At 36.7% G+C, this 13768-nt stretch carries 12 protein-coding genes; 7 read left to right on the top strand and 5 right to left on the bottom strand.

Annotation, left to right across the window (positions count from 1 at the left end; translation table 11 throughout):
* The first annotated feature begins 6 nt into the window (after positions 1–6).
* The gene (locus tag AC0L6O_RS09940; protein ID WP_473308229.1) at positions 7–1413 is read left to right on the top strand and encodes an MBL fold metallo-hydrolase; all 1407 of its coding nucleotides are present in this window, start codon (positions 7–9) and stop codon (positions 1411–1413) included.
* Positions 1414–1957: 544 nt separating this feature from the next.
* On the opposite strand, the gene AC0L6O_RS09935 is transcribed toward AC0L6O_RS09940, so the two are convergent.
* The gene (locus AC0L6O_RS09935; RefSeq protein ID WP_473308228.1) at positions 1958–2278 is read right to left on the bottom strand and encodes a GIY-YIG nuclease family protein; all 321 of its coding nucleotides are present in this window, start codon (positions 2276–2278) and stop codon (positions 1958–1960) included.
* Positions 2279–2645: 367 nt separating this feature from the next.
* Between AC0L6O_RS09935 and pta the strand changes: the two genes are divergently transcribed.
* The 3 genes from pta (at position 2646) to AC0L6O_RS09920 (ending at position 8260) form a co-directional block, all read left to right on the top strand.
* The gene (gene pta, locus AC0L6O_RS09930) at positions 2646–4739 is read left to right on the top strand and encodes a phosphate acetyltransferase (RefSeq protein WP_473308227.1); all 2094 of its coding nucleotides are present in this window, start codon (positions 2646–2648) and stop codon (positions 4737–4739) included.
* A gap of 3 nt (positions 4740–4742) precedes the next feature.
* Positions 4743–5930, top strand: a complete 1188-nt coding sequence (locus tag AC0L6O_RS09925) for an acetate/propionate family kinase (RefSeq protein ID WP_473308225.1) — start codon at positions 4743–4745, stop codon at positions 5928–5930.
* Positions 5931–6235: 305 nt separating this feature from the next.
* Positions 6236–8260: an N-6 DNA methylase gene (locus AC0L6O_RS09920; RefSeq protein ID WP_473308223.1), complete on the top strand. Its 2025-nt coding sequence runs from the start codon at positions 6236–6238 to the stop codon at positions 8258–8260.
* Here the strand turns inward: AC0L6O_RS09920 and AC0L6O_RS09915 are convergent.
* Together AC0L6O_RS09915 and AC0L6O_RS09910 are read right to left on the bottom strand one after the other, a co-directional pair.
* Positions 8257–8919: a hypothetical protein gene (locus AC0L6O_RS09915; protein ID WP_473308221.1), complete on the bottom strand. Its 663-nt coding sequence runs from the start codon at positions 8917–8919 to the stop codon at positions 8257–8259. The two genes, AC0L6O_RS09920 and AC0L6O_RS09915, sit on opposite strands and share 4 nt — an antisense overlap.
* A complete protein-coding gene (locus AC0L6O_RS09910; RefSeq protein ID WP_473308219.1) occupies positions 8916–9131 on the bottom strand; it encodes a helix-turn-helix domain-containing protein in 216 nt (71 codons plus the stop codon). The genes AC0L6O_RS09915 and AC0L6O_RS09910 overlap by 4 nt, the downstream gene beginning before the upstream one ends.
* A gap of 801 nt (positions 9132–9932) precedes the next feature.
* Between AC0L6O_RS09910 and AC0L6O_RS09905 the strand changes: the two genes are divergently transcribed.
* From AC0L6O_RS09905 to AC0L6O_RS09895, 3 genes are all read left to right on the top strand, one after another.
* Entirely contained in the window at positions 9933–11045 is a 1113-nt protein-coding gene (locus AC0L6O_RS09905; RefSeq protein WP_473308217.1) for a DUF6544 family protein, read from the top strand.
* A 471-nt stretch (positions 11046–11516) separates the two neighbouring features.
* A complete protein-coding gene (locus AC0L6O_RS09900; protein ID WP_473308215.1) occupies positions 11517–11879 on the top strand; it encodes a hypothetical protein in 363 nt (120 codons plus the stop codon).
* A gap of 100 nt (positions 11880–11979) precedes the next feature.
* Positions 11980–12483, top strand: coding sequence for a hypothetical protein (locus tag AC0L6O_RS09895; protein WP_473308213.1), 504 nt, complete (start codon positions 11980–11982; stop codon positions 12481–12483).
* 67 nt (positions 12484–12550) lie between these two features.
* Here the strand turns inward: AC0L6O_RS09895 and AC0L6O_RS09890 are convergent, their stop codons facing one another.
* Both AC0L6O_RS09890 and apaG read right to left on the bottom strand, forming a co-directional pair.
* On the bottom strand, positions 12551–13321 hold the full coding sequence (locus AC0L6O_RS09890) for an O-methyltransferase (protein ID WP_473308212.1): 771 nt from the start codon (positions 13319–13321) through the stop codon (positions 12551–12553).
* Positions 13321–13707, bottom strand: a complete 387-nt coding sequence (gene apaG, locus AC0L6O_RS09885) for a Co2+/Mg2+ efflux protein ApaG (RefSeq protein ID WP_473308211.1) — start codon at positions 13705–13707, stop codon at positions 13321–13323. The genes AC0L6O_RS09890 and apaG overlap by 1 nt, the downstream gene beginning before the upstream one ends.
* Positions 13708–13768: the final 61 nt, after the last annotated feature.

The following is a 13768-nucleotide window of genomic DNA, read 5'->3' as shown; positions in this document are numbered from 1 at the left end:
TAAACTATGAAGATAGAACAGATATATACGGGATGTTTGGCACAAGGAGCTTACTATATTGAAAGCGAAGGAGAGGTAGCCATTATTGACCCATTACGTGAAGTACAGCCTTATATCACAAAAGCAGAAAAAGAAGGAGCTAAGATTAAATACGTTTTTGAAACACATTTCCATGCAGATTTTGTCTCAGGACATGTAGACCTGTCTGAAAAAACAGGAGCACCAATCGTTTACGGACCAAACGCCGTTACTGGTTTTGATTCCATCATAGCTACCGATGGTCAAATCTTTGAATTAGGAAAAATAAAAATCAAAGTTTTGCATACTCCTGGACACACTATGGAGTCTACTTCTTACTTATTAATAGACGAATCAGGCAAAGAAACAGCTCTTTTTAGTGGCGACACACTTTTTATAGGTGATGTGGGAAGACCAGATTTAGCTCAAAAATCAGATTTGACTATTCAGGATTTAGCAGGTCATTTATTTGATTCATTAAGAAATAAAATCATGGTTTTACCTGATGATGTAACGGTATATCCAGCTCATGGTGCGGGTTCCGCCTGCGGCAAAAACATGAGTAAGGAAACTACTGATACGCTGCTTAATCAAAAGAACACGAATTACGCTTTAAGAGCTAATATGACCAAGGAAGAGTTTATCAAGGAAGTAACAGACGGCCTTGCTCCTCCTCCACAATATTTCCCTGAAAACGTGAAGATGAATAAAGAGGGTTATGAGTCTATTGACACTGTAATGAACAGAGGAGCTCAGGCTTTAAGTCCAATAGCTTTTGAGGCTGCCGCCAATGAAACCGGTGCTGTGGTTTTAGATACACGTGACCCACAAGATTTTGGAGCAGGTTTTGTACCAAATTCTATCAATATTGGTCTTAATGGTCAATTTGCCCCATGGGTAGGTGCTTTGATTCCAGATTTGAAACAAGAGATTTTACTTATCACAGAAGCTGGAAAAGAAGAAGAAACAGTTATCAGACTTGCCAGAGTAGGTTATGACAATACTTTAGGTTTCTTAAAAGGTGGTTTAGAAGCTTGGAAAGAAAGCGGTGCTGAAGTAGACAGCATAGAGTCTATAGATGCAGCTGAATTAGCCAATAGAATGAAAAACGAAATCAATGTGATAGATGTAAGAAGACCGGGAGAGTATCAATCTGAACATATTGATGGTGTGCCTAGTTTCCCATTAGACTATATCAATGATAACATGGCAGAGCTAGACAGAGACAAAACCTACACCATTCACTGTGCAGGTGGTTACCGCTCTATGATGGCATCAAGTATCTTAAAAGCAAGAGGTTTTGATGTGGTGGACGTAAAAGGTGGTTTTGCAGCCATAAACAAATCTGGTCTTTTTAAGACAACAGACTACGTTTGCCCTACTACTTTGAAGTAAGTTCTGAGCAATTACTAATATGAATCAAAAAAGCTAAACCGTGAGGTTTGGCTTTTTTAGTTTTAATGTGTTTTGGCTGCCTGTAGCTTCTTCTAAACTGACATTGACTTCTGGCACTTCCCAGTCCGACACTGTCACTTCCCAGTCTGCCTACTGGCAGGGAGCGAAGCGGCGGGCGTTCCCGACGAGAAGCTCTAAACAATTTCCCATGTAAGACTGTTCTCGACTTCGCTCGAACTGACAGTGGTGTTTGTCACTTCCTAGTCTGCCGAATGGCAGGGAGCAAAGCGGCGGGCGTTCCCGACGAGAAGCTCTAATCAATTGCCCATGTAAGACTGTTCTTGTCTTTTCTTGAAATGACTATGGTGTCTGTCACTTCGAGCAAAGCGGCGGGCGTTCCCGACGAGAAGCTCTAAACAATTGCCTATGTAAGACTGTTCTCGACTTCGCTCGAACTGACAATAGAACTCACTGAAAATGACATCGTCTTTTGTCACTTCCCGGTCTGCCGATTGGCAGGGAGCGACAGACGAGAAGCTCTAATTTACTCTGCAACAAAAACTTTATAATTCGTGAGGTTCCTACATTGAGCCAATTCTTTCAATCGGTCAAATTCTCCTTCTATCAAAGCTTTTTTCTTTTGACCAGACCATTTCTTCAATCGTTTTTCAAATTCAATGGCGTCATAAACATGAGAGAATGTTGCAATAAATTCTAACTTTAGAGGTCTTCTTCTAGCTGTGTAAGCTCTTGGAAATTCCGCATTATCATGCTGCTGCATCCTATTTTCAAGATTACTTGTCATACCTGTATAGTAAGTTCCATCAGAACAGCGTAAAATGTAGACATGATATTCCTTAAGCATAAATAGGCTTCAAAATATTGAATATAAGTATTTTAAGTTAAATAGACTGTTCTCGTCTTCGCTCGAACTGACATAGTAAACTCTTATTTTCTAGACGGCACTGTCACTTCGAGCGAAGCGGCGGGCGTTCCCGACGAGAAGCTCTAATCAATTGCCCATGCAAGACTGTCCTAGACTTTGAGTTCTTGCCAGTCGATTCACTGGGAACTAACAGCGGTATTTACAAACCCCATCTTCTGATTCTGCATATATATTTACATGATATTGCTCAGTAAGTGTATGGTATTCTTTTTAGAATTTTGCATTTTGAAAAATACAAGGGGAGTTTTAAGCCTTTTTGGGTATTAAACACACGAATTTAAGATAGATGAGTAAAGGAATTTATATTACTACCACAGGACCAAATAGCGGTAAATCCATTGTTTCACTTGGTTTGATGCAAATGCTACTGGGTAAAACAGCCAAAGTAGGTTACTTCAGACCTATTATTGACAACCTGAAAGAAGGTAAAATGGACAATCATATCAGAACTATGATTAGTCACTTTGAACTGCTAATTGCCCCAACAGACGCCTACGTATTTACGCGAAGCCAACTTATTGACTTATTAAATAAGGGCAAAGAAGGGGAAATTATCAGTAAGATTATTGACAAGTATAAAACCCTAGAAGAACAGTTTGATTTTATCTTGGTAGAGGGTTCTGACTTCTCTGGAGAAAGCTCTATTATTGAGTGGGACATCAACGTTTTGATTGCCAAAAATCTTGGAATCCCTGCTATTATACTAGCTACCGAAACAGGAAAAACCATAGATGAGCTTGCAGGTAATTTGCAAATGGCTACAGACTCATTTAAAGGAAACGGCGTGTCTGTTTTGATGGCCATTGCCAATAAGGTCTTGCCCGAAAACCAAGAAGCTGTAAAACTGGCTTTGCAAGAAAAATTGCCAAACAGTGTTTTAATTGAGGTCATTCCAAGAAATACCAGCCTCTCTCAACCCTCTGTAAAGGAAATTGTAGACGAACTTAATGGCAAAGTATTATTTGGCGAGCAATACCTAAATAACCAAGCGGGCTTCTTTAGTGTAGGTGCCATGCAGCTTAGAAATTACCTGAACCATCTTAAAGAAAGTAGTCTGGTAATTACCCCAGGAGATAGAGCAGATATTATCCTTGGAGCACTTCAAGCAAACCTTTCCGCTAATTATCCGGCTATATCAGGCATTGTACTTACTGGTGGTTTAATCCCAGAAGAATCTATTTTGAAGCTTATTGAGGGGCTTTCTGATGTAGTTCCTATTATTTCTGTAAATGAAGGCACTTTCTCTATTACCAACAGGATTGGTGACATTAGGCCTAAGGTATATGCCGAAAACAGTGAGAAAATTAGAACGTCTATTCGGGTATTTGAGCAAAATGTAGATATAGAAAGCCTTGCAAATAGCCTCATCACTTTTGAGCAAAACGGCATCACGCCTAGAATGTTCCAATACAATTTGGTCAAAAGAGCTAAAACCCAAAAGAAACACATTGTGCTGCCGGAGGGTTACGATGAAAGAATACTGAACGCCGCAAAACAATTACTCGACCTTGATGTGGTAGAAATAACCTTATTGGGTCAGCCTGCTAAAATTGCCAGTCGTCTAACAAGTCTTGATATTCAGATGGACCTTTCAAAGGTGAACATTATAAACCCTGTGGACGCTCCTAAATTCGAAGCCTATGCCGACACCCTTTATGAATTGCGTAAGCACAAAGGCCTTAATCAGGATATAGCAAGAGACTTGATGGAAGATGTGTCATACTTTGGCACTATGATGGTTTACATGGGAGATGCAGACGGCATGGTTTCTGGTGCGGCTCATACCACACAGCATACCATAAAGCCAGCTCTTCAGTTTGTAAAAACTAAGCCTGGTGTTTCGGTGGTTTCTTCTGTGTTTTTTATGTGTTTGCCAAACAGAGTGACCGTCTACGGTGACTGTGCTATTAACCCAAATCCTTCCGCAGAAGAACTTGCCGAAATTGCCATTTCTTCCGCAGAAACGAGTATTGCTTTCGGTATTGACCCTAAAATAGCCATGTTATCTTACTCTTCTGGAGCATCTGGCGTGGGTGCAGATGTGGACGTGGTACGAAAAGCCACCGAAATAGTAAAGAGCAAAAGACCCGACTTGAAAGTAGAAGGCCCTATTCAGTATGACGCCGCTGTGGATATGGAAATAGGTAAAAGCAAGTTACCAAATTCTGAGGTGGCTGGTCAGGCGAGTATCTTTATATTCCCTGATTTAAATACGGGAAATAATACCTACAAAGCTGTACAGCGAGAAACGGGTGCACTGGCCATTGGCCCAATTTTGCAGGGTTTAAATAAACCAGTAAACGACCTTAGCAGAGGATGTACTGTTAATGATATTTTTAATACCGTAATAATAACCGCAATTCAGGCTCAAGGTCAATAAAATATGAATGTTTTAGTATTAAACGCTGGCAGTTCTTCTATCAAATACCAACTAATTCAAATGCCCTCTGAAAAGGTGCTTTGCTCTGGTTTACTAGAAAGAATAGGTGAAAAAGATGCCCAACTAAGCCACAAATCTATTCATGGAAGCAAGCTCATAGAAAAGACGATAGAAAACCATAATACTGGCCTAAAACTAATAGCTGAGCTAATTGTAGATAAAGAAGTAGGTGCCATTCATAATGCCGATGAAATAGCCGCTGTAGGCCATAGAGTGGTACATGGTGGTAGCAAATACGGCGATACTACAGAGGTTACCGAAGAAGTAAAAAAGGAAATCAAATCACTTTTTTCTTTAGCTCCTTTGCATAATCCTGGAAACTTAGAGGGCATTGAAATTGCAGAGCAAATTTTTGATAAGGCTGCCCAAGTGGTGGTTTTTGACACGGCATTTCATCAATCTATTCCTGAGAAAGCTTTTAAATATGCTATCCCAAATCATTTACTAAAAGAAGGAATAAGGCTTTATGGTTTTCATGGTACCAGTCATAAATACGTGGCTAAAAAAGCCCAAGATTATTTAGGCTTAGCCAAAAGTAAAATCATTACGCTGCACCTAGGAAATGGCTGCAGTATGACCGCCATAGAAAATGGTAAAAGTATAGACCACAGCATGGGTTTTACGCCATCCACGGGTTTAATAATGGGAACCAGAAGTGGGGATATAGACCATAGCCTCATCTTTTATTTGGTGAATACTTTGGGTTATGATTTAGATAAAGTAAACCAGCTTTTGACCAAAGAAAGCGGCATGCTAGGCTTAACTGGCTTTATGGATTTAAGAGACATTCAAAAAGCTGCAGAGTCTGGCGACACAAATTGTATGTTGGCATTAGATATGAACGCCTACCGCATCAAAAAATACATAGGTGCTTATACGGCCGCCATGAATGGTCTTGATGCCATTATTTTCACCGCTGGTGTGGGAGAAAACTCCTGTGTTTTGAGAGCCAAAGTTTGTAAGGATATGGACTACCTAGGCATGGAGATAAACGCAGAAACAAACAGCCAAAAATTGGATGGTCTTTTAGATATCAGCTCTAAAACGGCAAAGGTTAAAACCCTTGTTATAGCTACCAATGAAGAGTTAGAGATTGCCAGTCAGGCGTATCAATTGCTTAGTTTGAAATAGGCTTTAAAGTTTTGTATTAGTAAGATTCTTCTTTCGGCGACCACCACCTCGTAACTACCGAAAAATAAGTGCTTTTGGCATTACGCATTAATTTCTCCAATTTCACTTATTAAACGGGCACAATTAACCGAAAATAAACGTTTACAAACGCTTACAAGTACATACAATAACGATATAGACGCTACTCGGACAGAAACTTGCGTCTACACTAATGTTGTGTTTAATAGCGAAAAACAATAAAGAAATTCAAAATTTGCTATAATGCAAAATATGCATTACCTATATTTGCATTAAAATATATGCATATGAATAATGTGAAATTACAAAAAGCTATAACTAATATATATAATCATCTTTACGCAAATTCAGAAAAGAAAACACCTCATGGTATTTCTAAAGAAGTTGGAAAGATACTTCATACAGGAATGTATTTAGAAGAATATACATTGAACAAACCTGCTTTTGTTTTTACCAAAACAGAAGAGAAAAACACATTAGAAAAAAACAATAAGACTTTTAGTAAATCTATACATCTTCATTTCAAAGATATGAATGATAAATGGGCTATCTATGACAAGTCCGACACAATAAACCTAAAAGATTTTGATATTGCATACACTTGTATTCAACTAAATGGAATTGAAATAACTGACCCAAAGAAAGATGTATTCGGTGATTCATTGGAAATTTTCAGAAGTCAATGGGCAAAACAAGCTGGAGGGCAATTTTTTACAGATTCACTTGTCACAAGGTTATCTATGAAGCTTTTGGAGTTCGACCCTCGAAAAGGAGATGACTTAATAGACATTTGCTCTGGAACGGGTGGATTTCTGTTAGCTGGTCTAAATCATATAAAAAGTCTTCTAGATATTGAAAAAGTATCTAAAAAGGATATTGAAAAAGAAATTGTTGAATTAGCAAGAAAAAGTATTTACGGACAGGAATTTGACAAGGAAGTTTGTTCAATTGCTAACTCTACACTAAAATCCAGAACTGGTGATAATTCACATACGTTTGTTACACAAGGTGACTCATTAGAAAAGGAATATTTCAATAATTCAAAGAATAGAATTAAGTTTAATTCTCACAAATGTATTGCTGGCAATCCACCATTTGGAACCAAAATAACAATAAAGGATACAAATGTGCTAGAAAATTATGAGTTGGCAAGGGTAAAAGCCAGACAAAACGATAATTCCCCATCAAAAATCACAGCTCGAGCACCAGATATATTATTCTTGGAGCAAAACGTAAAACTTCTTGTTCCTGGCGAAGGAAGATTATCATTAGTTGTTCCTTATCAAATACTAAGTGGACCACAAACATTATATATTCGTAAATGGCTTCTTAAAAATACAATAATAACATCTGTTATTGATTTACCTGCAGACACATTTCAACCTCATACAGGGACTAAAGGCTGCTTACTAACACTTGTAAGAAGAAAAGAACCAATAACTGATATTGACGATTTAGATGATTATAATATTTTTATGTCTACCCCAAAATGGATTGGTCATGACAGAAGAGGAAATCCTGTATTTAAAAAAACTATTGAAGGAATAGCTACAGATGAGATATTAACAGATTTTCCTGAAGTTGAAAAAGCTTATTCGTTATATTTAAAAGGTGAAAATTTCGAAAAGATACATCAAGAATCTTTTATTGTCTCTCTTAATGATATTCTTGAAACCTCATTATTTCAACTTAATGCACAATTTCATAAAACTTCACACTTTGACAACAAACAATTTAACAAAAAAGATTGGCACACATATAAATTGAAAGACTTAACAGAAAAGATTTTTTATCCTGGAAGATTCTCAAGAGGTTATGTAGAGTATTATCCAGGTGCAATACCTTTTTATGGTGGTAAAGAAATAATTCAAATGGTTACCGATGGAACAAAGTGGATTAGTCACAATCACTACAAAATAAAAGAACTCGAGGTAAAAATTGGGTGGATTTTAATCACCAGAAGTGGTACAACAGGAGTTGTCTCAATCGTACCAGATGCATGGAACGGATATGCCATGAGCGAACACGTAATTAGAGTAGTTCCAAAACAAGGTAAAATTAGTCCCTTCTATTTATTAGCATATTTAAAAACTAAATATTGTCAAAATCTTATTGCAAAAGGTGTTTATGGTTCTGTAATTGATTCAATAACACCTGAATATATTGGTAATATTGAAATAATGGTACCAAAGGATAAAAAAATATATGAAAGTATTGTAAAAAAGTCTGAAATGTCAGAATTGGAAAGAAATAATGCATTAACACATAGTCAAGAAAGTATTAATGCATTAAATGATATTTTAGTCAACTAAATCACATTGTGCTTATGAAGGATATTACCCATCAAATCAAGAAGTTCTTGAACTGTGAGATTTCCTTGCAATTGATTGCTCCTTGCCAGCATTAAAAATGTATTTGAAGGTTCATGCATTCCTCCTCTGTCTAATGGAATAAGGTGTCCTGATTGAATTATCCTAGCACTTTCAATTACATCACTTAATAATATAGGTGTTTTTTGAATTGGGTCAAGATACAATCCAGGCTCAACATTATGCTCAAGGATAAATGAAAAGCATGTTTGAATGTCATTATTCGGCAAGACAGGAGCTCCTTCCATACTTAAACATTGCAAATAATATTTAATCTCAACTAAAGTTGCAGTTATTTCTGTTGCATAAAATTTATGCTCAGACTCTAATAACCAACGATTTATACGGTTGCCATCAGCACCATCCTGTGGTCTACCGGGCACTCGTTCAGAATGAGGTTTCCATGGTGGAGAGCGTCTTCCAGCATCTCGTAACTTTGTAGTTAATCTAGTAATTTGTCTAGAATCAAAACCATTATCAATTAAATGTTTTTTAAATGTTCTTGACACTAATCCCATTAATATTCTTACGTCTTCAACTGATATATCAAGACCATTTTCTGCAAGTGTTTTAATTCTTGCAAGATTCGCAACAACTGTCATAAGTTTTTAAATAAGTCTTCAATTGGTAAGTCAAATGCTTTAGCGAATTTCTGAATATTTAATAGAGAAAGATTTCTTTCTCCACGTTCAATCATTCCAATATATGTTCTATGAAAATCGGTTTCTTCAGCAAGTTTTTCCTGACTCCAATTCTTTTGATTTCGCAACTCTCGTATTCTGTTACCAAAAATTATTAATAATTTATCTTTCACATTACAAAAGACACGTATTGAATACAATAAGTCTACATACATAGAGTATCAAAACTAAAATTATAGCTTCATAAATACTCTGAAAATAAAAACTACTAAACACAACAATTAGGCTCGAATGCAGCGAAGTAGGGCTTCGGTTCATTCGAGCCTCTGTTGAGCTCAAGCACCTAGATATTTATGGGGATTCCGTTTGTTATTTGTGTTTTAAGAAGGGGTTTCTGTAACAATAATTTCTATTTTGCTTCCTTGATTTCGCCTAAGTTTCCGACTATTCCTGCCATTTAAATACTCGTCTTTAGTTAAAATGTAAACCATAGACATACCTCTCCTAGCTCCTTTTGGGAGTGTCTTTTTTGAACCATCATTTTACCATTTTGTTAAGTTTGGTTTTATATTTCTTGGTGGTTTGGCCGGGTGGCGAACCGCTCACTTCAGATTTCAGTCACCCGACCCACCCTTGCCACCTAATAGCTTAGGGTAAGAACTCCCCCGCTTACAGGACGGGGACGCCCAGTCTTTCACCCTTTGGATTGTTCTTTTAAAGAACTAAATTCGTCATTCAAGGCACACACACGGTGTATAAAACATAGCTAATAAGTGCTTAACCGAAAGGTTTGTGTATATTTAAAAAGTCCGCCAAATTATTATTTTGGCTTTTAAAAATGATAAATTAAAAATAAAATATAAAAATTCGGCTCTGTGTTAATCCGAAAAGTTAGTGTCTTTTTGCACGCTACGTTCCATACACAAGTCCGTTAGTGGCAAGTAGACAACCGAACTGCAAATAATGAATTAACTATGAAAATTGTATTTGTAATTATCGTTTTATTGCACGGGCTAATCCACATGTTTGGATTTTTAAAAGCATTTAATTTTAGTGATTTTAAAGAGTTGACTCTTCCAATCTCAAAACCAATAGGAATTATATGGTTAGTCACTACTATATTATTTCTGATTTATGGGGTTATATTCTTTACAAATGCTAGACATGCATGGCTTTTGGGAATCATAGCAGTGATTATTTCTCAAGTAATTATTTTTCACTTCTGGAAGGATGCGAAATTTGGAACCCTGCCGAATGTAATTATATTATTAGTGTCTATAATCAGTTTAGGCTCATTTTTGGTGAAAAGTGAATTTACATCGAAAGTACAAACAGACTTTTCGAATAATAATACTTTTTCTACAGATATATTAAGAGAAAATGATATCGCTCATTTACCTTTAGCAGTTCAAGAATATCTGCGTTACACAAAATCGGTTGGTCAGAAAAAAATTAAAAATTTCAAAGCGGAGTTTACTGGAGTTTTGCGTTCTTCAACAGAAGATAAAGGTATGAATGTGCAATCAGTTCAATATAATTTTTACCAGAATCCATCTCGCTATTTTTATGTTTCCGCGATTAAAATGGGATTACCTGCTATCGCACTGCATTTATACCAAAATGAAACTGCCACATTTCAAGTAAAGCTTCTAAATTGGATTAATATGGTTAATGCCAAAGGAGAAAAAATGAATCAAGGAGAAACAGTTACATTATTAAACGATATGTGCATAATAGCCCCGGCTACACTAATTGACCATAGAATAGAATGGGAAACAATAAACGATACTGTGGTAAAAGCATACTTTACAAACGGAGATATTCGAGTAAGTGCAGAGCTTTATTTTAATGAAAAACATGAACTTATAAATTTTATAAGCAATGACAGATATGAAACTGATGGGGTAAATTATAATAATTACCCTTGGTCGACTCCTGTAGAAAACTATAAAATGATAAATGGGTATTTATTACCAAGCAAGGGAAAAGTAATATTTCATAAACCAGATGGCGATTTTACTTATGGTGAATTAGAATACAAAAGTGTGAAATATAACTTGACTGAAATTGAAAAAGGAGAGAATTAAAAAAGGAATTAATAAATGGAAAGAACTAATGCCAGCCACTAATAGAGTAGCTGGCCGTAGACTTTAAAGCCACGGTACACCTCTCACACCACAATTCCATTGTAGCCCACATTCGGTACTAGCGTGCCCGTCTGTATACGGCGGACTAGGCTCCCTGTTTTTAATCTCTGGTTGTAAGCGTTGATAATAATCCAGCATACTTTCATCCCCTACCCTAAACCTCAAAATCCTTAATTTTTGCTTTAAAATCTGTAATAGCACTATTGACTTGCCCGCTTCAAAAATCACAGTCGTTTTTGGTACTGGTGCCGAATGACCTACGGTATTCAGATGCCATAATGCTCCTTAATAAAAGCTTAGAAAAAAATTGACATCATTGCATTTCACCTAAGCCATGTCATAGGTGTACGCATTTACACAAAATGTCGATACAGCATCAGTAAATTAATGCTTTATAGCTAGTTTTGCGTCGTGAAAAAGGTCTTCAAATATTTCGCCGCTTTACTCTTTGCAACAGTTTACTGTTTTGCCGTAGGCCGTGTGAGCACTTCAGACGTTACTTACCTAGCTCTGAAGACCGAAAAAGGTAAACACATTACCTCCGTTTCTACTGACCTTTTTTCTGGTTTAGTCTCTTCTTATAGGAGCTTCTCCCCTTCTCAAAACCTTACAAATCCTGATTTAAAAGATTCACTTTGTGGACCTTGGATTTTAGAAAAGACCCACAAAGCGGTTTTTATTAGCAAATACTCACAGTATGTGAGTGCTGCCAAAAACCTGCTTATTAGGCATAGAAAAGCAGACATTATTTTCCCCTTCCATTATTTCTGGTAATCCATCTTTTATTTAATCAGCTGCCTTAAAAGGCATTTTGACAAATATTTCATGGGCTTTGCACACCGCAATGCCCTAAAAAACTATATAAAAAATAAAAATGGATTTAGACTTAGGAACTATCATAGTGGGCATAATATGCACCGCCATCTGTGTGGCACCATTTCTTTTAATGGGAAAAAGCCGCAAGAAAAAAGAGCAACATAAACTACAGTCGCTCATAAACACCGCCAACATACACGAGGGGCGTATTACATCGCACGAGTTTTGTGGCAACTTCGCCATAGCTATAGACGACAAAAAAGGTTTAGTTTTCTTTCATAAAGAACTTAATGGAGAAACAGTGGTAGAGGCAGGAATAGACCTCAACCATATTCAGGAGTGCAGACTTAGAAACACTAGTGTTTCGGTCACTAAGAATAAAGAAAACTATAAGATGATTGAGCGTTTAGAGTTATGTTTTACTCCGCTCAGCAAAGGCGAAAAAGAAGTAAAATGGGAGCTCTTTAGTAGAGAAAATAACCGACAGCTTTCTGGAGAGTTACAAGCTGGCGAAAAATGGAGCAAGCTCATTAATGAGCAAATTCATGTTAAGGTTTGGTAAAAAAATAAAGCCCTGTGGAATCACCACAGGGCTTTTTAATGCTCTCAAATATGTTCTAATCTATATTTTATGCTCTCAATACAAAGTTTTGCTTAGGCTGATTCTTTCTAAAGAAAACTATTCCGAGTTGGAAAAAGTCAAGGCTGATAGTCACTTCTGAATGAGCCTTTATCTCTTCCCAGGCCTGTTTCATGCCTTCTGACCAGTAAATGTCATCAAAAACAAAGCAACTGTTTTCATGCGATTTTTCTAGACATCGTTTAAAATAACGCATAGTAGGTTCGTACTGATGATTGGCATCAAAAAATACAAAATCTAAAGATGGAAGTTGGCTAGAACAATTCTGTAGCGAATCATCTATATCGCCTAAAAGTGGGGTTATATTATTTAAACCTAAGGTTTTAAAACCCTCTTTAGCTACGGTCATGGTATTCGCACAGCCTTCAAATGTATATACTTTGCCGTATTTGGTAGCTTTTGCCAGCATGGCGGTAGTTACTCCTAAAGAAGTACCAAGCTCCACCACGGTCTTAAAATCATACTTGGCAATGATTCTAGCCAAGATACTTGCCCACTTCTTTGACTTTTTAGCTGTCTTGGCTATATCTGCTACTTTTTTATGGCTTTTGTTAGAGTGTTTTGAGCCGGCACCTAAGTCATTAATCTTAATTTCTCTTTGGTCAGAAAGAAGTTGATTTCTCAGCTTTATAATATCAGTATCATCAAAAGGAAGTGATTTGTCTTTTATAACATCACGATAAAACTCGAATAAAAAAGGAGAGTGAAGACCATGCTCATTGGTAGCTTTTAAAGCATGTTTCAGAAAATCAGCAACCATTAGTTTTGAGAAAACGGTGTCATGAGATTAAACTCAGGAATATCCACTTCTATGCGTTTTCCATCAAGCTGTCTTTCCATTAAGAAAGTACCGTACATTTTGCCCAACATGGTGGTAAGATTACAGCCAGACACATACTTATGGTTTTGCCCTGGCTCTATTATTGGCTGTACGCCAATCACGCCATCACCTTTAACTTCTCTTTTATAGCCATTAGCATCCACTATGTGCCAGTGTCTCTTTAGAAGCTGAATGGTATGCTGGCTATTATTTTCAATAGATATTTCATAAGCAAACACAAAGTTCATCTGACGCACACTTGAGTAGTACGGTTGATACTTCGTTTTTACGCTCACTTTAATACCTTCTGTAACTGCAGTAACCATTATTTAATAATTTCTAAACACAAAAATAACTAATTTAGCTTATTCAAAAAACGTACCCAAC

This window comes from Arcticibacterium sp. GJ41-1 (genome assembly GCF_055808875.1).
The sequence above is the reverse complement of the archived record's forward strand: the minus strand, read 5'-3'. Positions and strand labels throughout refer to the sequence as shown.

What these genes read in the sequence shown, in the direction of transcription:
- AC0L6O_RS09940 (WP_473308229.1), top strand. Translation starts at nt 7, where the DNA reads ATGAAGATAGAACAGATATATACGGGATGTTTGGCACAAGGAGCTTAC.
- AC0L6O_RS09935 (WP_473308228.1), bottom strand. Translation starts at nt 2,278, where the DNA reads ATGCTTAAGGAATATCATGTCTACATTTTACGCTGTTCTGATGGAACT.
- pta (WP_473308227.1), top strand. Translation starts at nt 2,646, where the DNA reads ATGAGTAAAGGAATTTATATTACTACCACAGGACCAAATAGCGGTAAA.
- AC0L6O_RS09925 (WP_473308225.1), top strand. Translation starts at nt 4,743, where the DNA reads ATGAATGTTTTAGTATTAAACGCTGGCAGTTCTTCTATCAAATACCAA.
- AC0L6O_RS09920 (WP_473308223.1), top strand. Translation starts at nt 6,236, where the DNA reads ATGAATAATGTGAAATTACAAAAAGCTATAACTAATATATATAATCAT.
- AC0L6O_RS09915 (WP_473308221.1), bottom strand. Translation starts at nt 8,919, where the DNA reads ATGACAGTTGTTGCGAATCTTGCAAGAATTAAAACACTTGCAGAAAAT.
- AC0L6O_RS09905 (WP_473308217.1), top strand. Translation starts at nt 9,933, where the DNA reads ATGAAAATTGTATTTGTAATTATCGTTTTATTGCACGGGCTAATCCAC.
- AC0L6O_RS09895 (WP_473308213.1), top strand. Translation starts at nt 11,980, where the DNA reads ATGGATTTAGACTTAGGAACTATCATAGTGGGCATAATATGCACCGCC.
- AC0L6O_RS09890 (WP_473308212.1), bottom strand. Translation starts at nt 13,321, where the DNA reads ATGGTTGCTGATTTTCTGAAACATGCTTTAAAAGCTACCAATGAGCAT.
- apaG (WP_473308211.1), bottom strand. Translation starts at nt 13,707, where the DNA reads ATGGTTACTGCAGTTACAGAAGGTATTAAAGTGAGCGTAAAAACGAAG.